4 protein-coding genes and 1 pseudogene are annotated in these 5,475 nt (G+C 75.9%); all 5 read left to right on the top strand.

The genetic code is table 11. From position 1 onward, the window contains the following. Nucleotides 1-235: 235 nt before the first annotated feature. A pseudogene (locus tag A6302_RS26330) lies at nucleotides 236-484 on the top strand (cellulose biosynthesis cyclic di-GMP-binding regulatory protein BcsB); the annotation flags it as partial. Between the two features lie 271 nt (nucleotides 485-755). Beyond that, nucleotides 756-1,967, top strand: a complete 1,212-nt coding sequence (locus tag A6302_RS24915; protein ID WP_069308366.1) for a cellulose biosynthesis cyclic di-GMP-binding regulatory protein BcsB — start codon at nucleotides 756-758, stop codon at nucleotides 1,965-1,967. Between the two features lie 356 nt (nucleotides 1,968-2,323). Further along, nucleotides 2,324-3,403, top strand: a complete 1,080-nt coding sequence (locus A6302_RS24910) for a family 8 glycosyl hydrolase (protein ID WP_342586312.1) — start codon at nucleotides 2,324-2,326, stop codon at nucleotides 3,401-3,403. Beyond that, on the top strand, nucleotides 3,394-4,875 hold the full coding sequence (locus A6302_RS19135) for a hypothetical protein (protein WP_069308365.1): 1,482 nt from the start codon (nucleotides 3,394-3,396) through the stop codon (nucleotides 4,873-4,875). The genes A6302_RS24910 and A6302_RS19135 overlap by 10 nt, the downstream gene beginning before the upstream one ends. Before the next feature lie 82 nt (nucleotides 4,876-4,957). Next, nucleotides 4,958-5,194, top strand: a complete 237-nt coding sequence (locus A6302_RS19130; protein WP_069308364.1) for a hypothetical protein — start codon at nucleotides 4,958-4,960, stop codon at nucleotides 5,192-5,194. The last annotated feature ends 281 nt before the right edge of the window (nucleotides 5,195-5,475 follow it).

Raw genomic sequence — 5,475 nt, 5'->3', positions numbered from 1 at the left:
TCCCGAGCGCGATCCTCGCCGCGGTCCTCGGCCTTGCCCCGGCGATCCGCCCCGCGGCGGCCCGCGCCGAAGATCCGCAGACGCTGGTTGCCCGCCGGCGCTGGCCCGGGATCGGGCGGCCGACGCCCTGCCCACGTCCTCGCCCGCGCTCGAGCCGGCCGCCCGCCTGCGGCCGCTGCCGGCGATCGCCGGCGGCCTTGCCTTCACCGGCGAGACCGACACGCTCGCCTTCCCGGTGTTCCTGACCGAGATCGAAGCGCGGCGCGGCGGGCGCCTGCTGCTGGCGCTCGAAAGCTCCGTCGCGGTGATGCCCGAGGCCTCGCGGCTGTCGGCGAGCGTCAACGGCCGGTCGGCCGGCGAGATCGCCCTTGGCGGCGCCCGCCGCGGCATCGCCACCCTCGCGCTCGGCCCCGATGCCCTGCGCCCCGGCTGGAATGTCGTGCGTCTCGTCGCCAGCCAGCGCCACCGGGTCGACTGCCGCATCGAGGCGACCTACGAGCTCTGGACCCGGATCGACGGCGCGGCGTCGGGGATCCAGTTCGACGCGCCCTTCGCCGAGGGCCTTGCCGGCCTGACCCAGGTGGCCGGCGACGGCGAGGGCCGGCTGCCGATCCGCCTGCGCAGTCTCGACACCGACCCGGCCGCGCTGGCGGGCGCTGCGTCTTGCCGCGCTCGCCGCCCGCGCCGCGGGCGCAAGCACGGCGAGCCTCACCGTCGATCCTGTCGCCGGCGCTGGCGCGGGCCTCGATCTGGTTGTGGGCAGCCCGCAGGACCTGACCACCCTCGGCATCGACCCGCTGGTCGCCGCCGCCGCCACCTCCGCGCCCGAGTTCATTCCGGCCGGGGACGACCGCCCGGCGACGCTGGTGATCGCCACCGGCGACCGGCGCCGCACGGCGCTGCTGGAGGACGCGCTCGTTGCCGCCGCCCGAAGGGTCGGCGCCTCGCCGCTCGCGCCGCGCCTGGTCGAGGACACCCGCCTGCCGCTCACGGCCTTCGGAGTGGCCAGCGAGCAGTTCACCGGCCGGCTCTACCGCACCGGCTTCGATCTCGCCCTGCCGGCCGACACGCTGGTCGCCGACTATGGCAGCGTCGAACTCAGGCTCGCCGCCGCCTACGCTCCCGGCCTCGACGACGCCTCCGATCTCGGCGTCGTCGTCAACGGCCAGCGCGTGGCCACGCTGCCCTTCGGCGTGGACAACGGCCAGATCTTCAAGGCCCGGATGATCGAGCTGCCGCTGTCGGCCTTCCGCCCCGGTCCGAACCGGGTGGAGATCGAGGCGCGCACGCCGCGGGCCGGCGACGCGGACTGCAATCCGAACATGCAGATCTCCGGCGCGCCGCGCTTCCTGATGATGGCCGGCTCGTCGATCGCCGTCCCGGCGCTGGCCCGCATGGCCCGCCTGCCCGACCTGTCGGGCACGCTGGCGAGCGGGCGCACCGGCGCCGGCCGCGCCGGGCCGCTGCGCATCGCGCCCGCTGCCTTCGACGCCGCCACCCTCTCGGCCGCCGGCACGCTCTATCTCGCGATCGCCCTTGCTGCGCCCGAGATCCCGCCGCTCGAATTCGTGGCCACTGACGCCTCGGATCCGCGCGGCGCGCTGGTGGTGGGCGCCGCCGCCGACCTGCCGCCGGGTCTTGCCGCCCTCGTCGCGTCGACGGCAGCGCGCTCGCCCGTCCCGACACCGGGCGTCAGGCCCTGTCGCACCGGATCGACGACGCCTTCGCGCGCCTTGCCTCCGCCCGGCCGGACGCCCGCATGCTGTTCACCGGCAGCGTCGACGCCCCGGACACCGGCGGCGCCTGGTCCGGCGACGACGCCATGCTCGACGCCTGGCGCAGCACGGTCGAGCCGGCCCCGGCCGGGCTGGGCCTTGCCGGCGGCCTGCCGGATCTTCTGGGCGGCCTGCGCCATCTGGGCAGCGCGCCGACGCCGGTGGCTGTCGATGACCGCACCGAGGTGGTGATTGCCCAGGCCGCGCCAGCGGGCTGGAGCGGGCCGCTGACCCTCGTCACCGCGCCCGGTCGCGCCGAACTCCTGTCCGGCGTCGAGCGCGCCGTGCTGCCCGAAACCTTCACCGCCCTTGCCGGCCGCGCCGTGGTCGGCGACGGCAGCCGCTTCACCGCCTATGCCGCCGAGACCGGCGCGCTGGTTGCCACCCAGCCGCTGTCGCCGGGCAACCTGCGCCTCGTCACCGCCGCCTGGTTCTCGCTCAATCCCGCCGTCTACGCCCGCGCTGCTGCTGGCGGCGCTCGCCGCCGGCGCGCTGGCCGGCAGCGTGCTGCGCCGTGGCCGCGAGGCGCGGTCGTGAGGCGGCGCGACATGCTCGCCGGCGCCGCCGTGCTCCTCGCCGCCGGGCTCACCGGCCTGTCGCCCCGCGCGGCCACGGCCACGGCCGCAACCACCGGGACGATGCGGCTCGACGCCGATCTGTTTGCCGCCTGGCGCAAGCGCTTCGTCGCGGACGACGGGCGCGTGGTCGACGACGGCAACGGCGGCATCAGCCACAGCGAGGGGCAGGGCTACGGCATGCTGCTCGCCGCCTTCGCGGACGACCGCGACGGCTTTGCCCGGATGTGGGACTGGACCCGCGCGCATCTGGCCCGCACCGACGACGCGCTGTTCAGCTGGCGCTACGATCCGAAGACCGCGGCGCCCGTCTCCGACCCCAACAATGCCACCGACGGCGACCTGCTGATCGCCTGGGCGCTGGCCGAGGCCGGGTCGCGCTGGCAAAGCGACGCGGCGCGGCTGTCGGCGGCCGGGATTGCCCGCGCCGTGCTGCGCGGCGCCGTGGTCGAGACCGGCGGCAAGCCGGTGATCCTGCCCGGCGCCTCCGGCTTTCGCGCCGGCGACCGCCGCGACGGGCCGGTGATCAACCTGTCCTACTGGGTGTTTCCCGCCTTTCCGGCGCTGGCCGACGTGGTGCCGGAATACGACTGGCGGGGTCTTGCCGCCTCCGGCCTCGACCTTGCCCGTCGCGGCCGCTTCGGAAAGCAGGATCTGCCGCCCGACTGGACCGCGCTTGGCGGCGACCGCCTGCGCCCGGCCAACGGCTTCGATCCGGTGTTCGGCTGGAACGCGCTGCGCGTGCCGCTCTATCTCGCCATGGCCGACCTTGGCGACTTCGGCGGCAGCCGCGCCGACCTTGCCCCCTATGCCGCGCTGTGGCCGGCCGGCGGCGCCCGCGATCCGGAGGCGATCAACCTGCTCACCGGCAAGACCGTGTCGGCCTTCGGCTCCTCCGGCTACCGCGCGGTGCCGGCGCTGGTCGCCTGCGCGCTCGATGGCACCCCCTGGCCCGCGGCGCTCTCGCGCTTCGAGGACGAACCCTATTATCCGGCGACCCTGCGCCTGCTCGCGCTTGCCGCCGCCCGGACGAGGTATCCGGAATGCTTCTGACCGCCCGCTCCCGCCTTCGCGCCCTCCGCCTCGCGCCGCTCGCCGGGCTGGTCCTCCTCGCCGCGCTCCCGGCCGTCGCGGCCGAACCGGCCGTCGATCTCAGCGCCCTGCGCTACTATGCCGAGCGCAACGAGTTCGACCGCTATGACGCCGAGCTGAAGCGGCTGATGACGCTCTACCCGGACTGGACGCCGCCGACGGACGTCTCCGCGCTGGCCGGCCCCGACCCGGAGGCCGCGCTCTGGTCCCTCTACGGCGCCGATGACCTCGACAGTCTTGCCGCCGAGATCGCCCGGCTGCAGGCCGCCGATCCGGCCTTCGCCCCGTCCGCCGACCTTGCCGCCAAGATCGCCGCCAAGACCCTGCGCCGCGATCTGCTCGCCGCCGATGCGGCCGGCGACGCGGCCAAGGTACTCGCGCTCGCCGCCTCCGCGCCCGATCTCGGCGGCTGCGCCGATCTCGACGTCGCCTGGCGCATCGCCGCTGCCCGGAAGGCGGCCGGAACGCCTGCCGAGGCGCTGGCCGCCTATCGCACGCTGCTGGAGACCTGCGACGAGGCCGAGGGCCGGCGCGCCACCGTGCAGAAGGCGCTCGCCCTGCTCGGCCCGGCCGCGATCCGGCCGCTGCTTGGCCTCGGCCGCACCGGCGCCGACGGCAAGGCGGAGTTCGCCGATCTGGAGCTCGATATCGCCCGCGCCGAAATCGCCACGATCCTCGCCGATCCCACCGCGCCGAAGCCCGACGCGGCGGCGGCCGACCGCTTTGCGGCAAGGGCCCTCACCGAGGGACCGGTCGCCGACGCCGCGCTGGTCGGCTGGTGGAAGCGGGCAAGCAGCGACCATGCCGCCGCGCTCGCCGCCTTCGAGACGGCCGCGACCCTGTCCGGCGAGAGCCCCGACCTGGCCAAGATCACCGAGGGCATCGTCCTGTCGCTCGACGGCCTCGGCCGGCGCGAGGAGGCCGTGGCCCGCGCCCGCGACGGACGCAATCGCTCGCCGGAGCTTGCCGCCCTCTACGTGGCGCTCGGCGCCGCCCGCTTCGAGGGCGAGCCGCGTCCGCGCCTGCCCGACGCCGAGATCGCGGCCTATGCCGCGGCGGTGACCGAGACGCGCTCGGCCCTCGGCGCCGAGGCGCTCGGCTGGTATGCCCATGACTACCGCCAGCATGCGGCGGCGGCCGGCTGGTTCGGCTTTGCCCTCGAGGTCGACGCCGGCGAAGGCGCCGCACGCGGCCTGGTGCTGGCCAAGGCCGCGGAAGGGGACCTCGCAAAGGCCCGCAGCCTGCGCGCCACCTGGCAGGAGCGCTTTCCCGATCTCGCCGCGCTGGAGATCGGCAGCCGCGGCAAGGCGGCCGGCAAGCCCGTCGCGACGCGCTGCTTGCCCGCTTCGAGCGGCGCGACTGGCAGGGCTGCCTCGTGCTCGCCGACCGCCGCCGCGCCGCCGCCGGCCGGCTTTCGGCCGCCGACAGCCTGATCGAGGCTGGTGCCTGCTGCGCCTCGACCGTCCGGTCGAAGCCGCCCGCGCCTTCGAGATCGCGACGGCCGGCAAGGGCAAGGTGCGCGCCGACGCGGTCTACGGCCGCTCGCTCGCCCTGTTTGCCGCCGGCGACGTGCGCGGCGCCACGCTGGCCGCGACCGCCCCGGAAATGACCGCGGCCCGCCGCGACGAGGTCGGCGTCGCCGTCCTGTCCGAACAGGCGATCGCCGCCTTCACGCCCGGCGCTGGTCGCAGACCCTTGCCCTGCTCGACGCGCGCCGCGCCCATGCCGCGGAGACCCGCGACCTCGGCCTGATGCGCGGCTGGTCGCTGTGGCATCTCAACCGCAAGTCCGAGGCCGGCAAGGTGTTCGCCGCGGTCGACAGCGTGCTGTCGCGCCCGAAAGCCGCGCCGCCCTTGCCACCGCCCGCGCCCCGCGCATGCCCTGAAGGCCGCCATGACCCTCCGTCCGCGTCAGATCCTTCTCCTCCTCGCCGCCGCTGCGGCCCTCGGCCTTGCCGGCTGCGTCGCCGACCGCGACGGGCCGCTGTCCGTCGCCGGCTCCCCGGACGGGCTTGCCTATGCCGCCAGCCGCGG

Source organism: Methylobrevis pamukkalensis (assembly GCF_001720135.1).
Lineage (GTDB): Bacteria > Pseudomonadota > Alphaproteobacteria > Rhizobiales > Pleomorphomonadaceae > Methylobrevis > Methylobrevis pamukkalensis.
This window is presented reverse-complemented; position numbering and strand designations above follow the sequence as displayed.

What these genes read in the sequence shown, in the direction of transcription:
- A6302_RS19135 (WP_069308365.1), top strand. Translation starts at nt 3,394, where the DNA reads ATGCTTCTGACCGCCCGCTCCCGCCTTCGCGCCCTCCGCCTCGCGCCG.
- A6302_RS24910 (WP_342586312.1), top strand. Translation starts at nt 2,324, where the DNA reads ATGCTCGCCGGCGCCGCCGTGCTCCTCGCCGCCGGGCTCACCGGCCTG.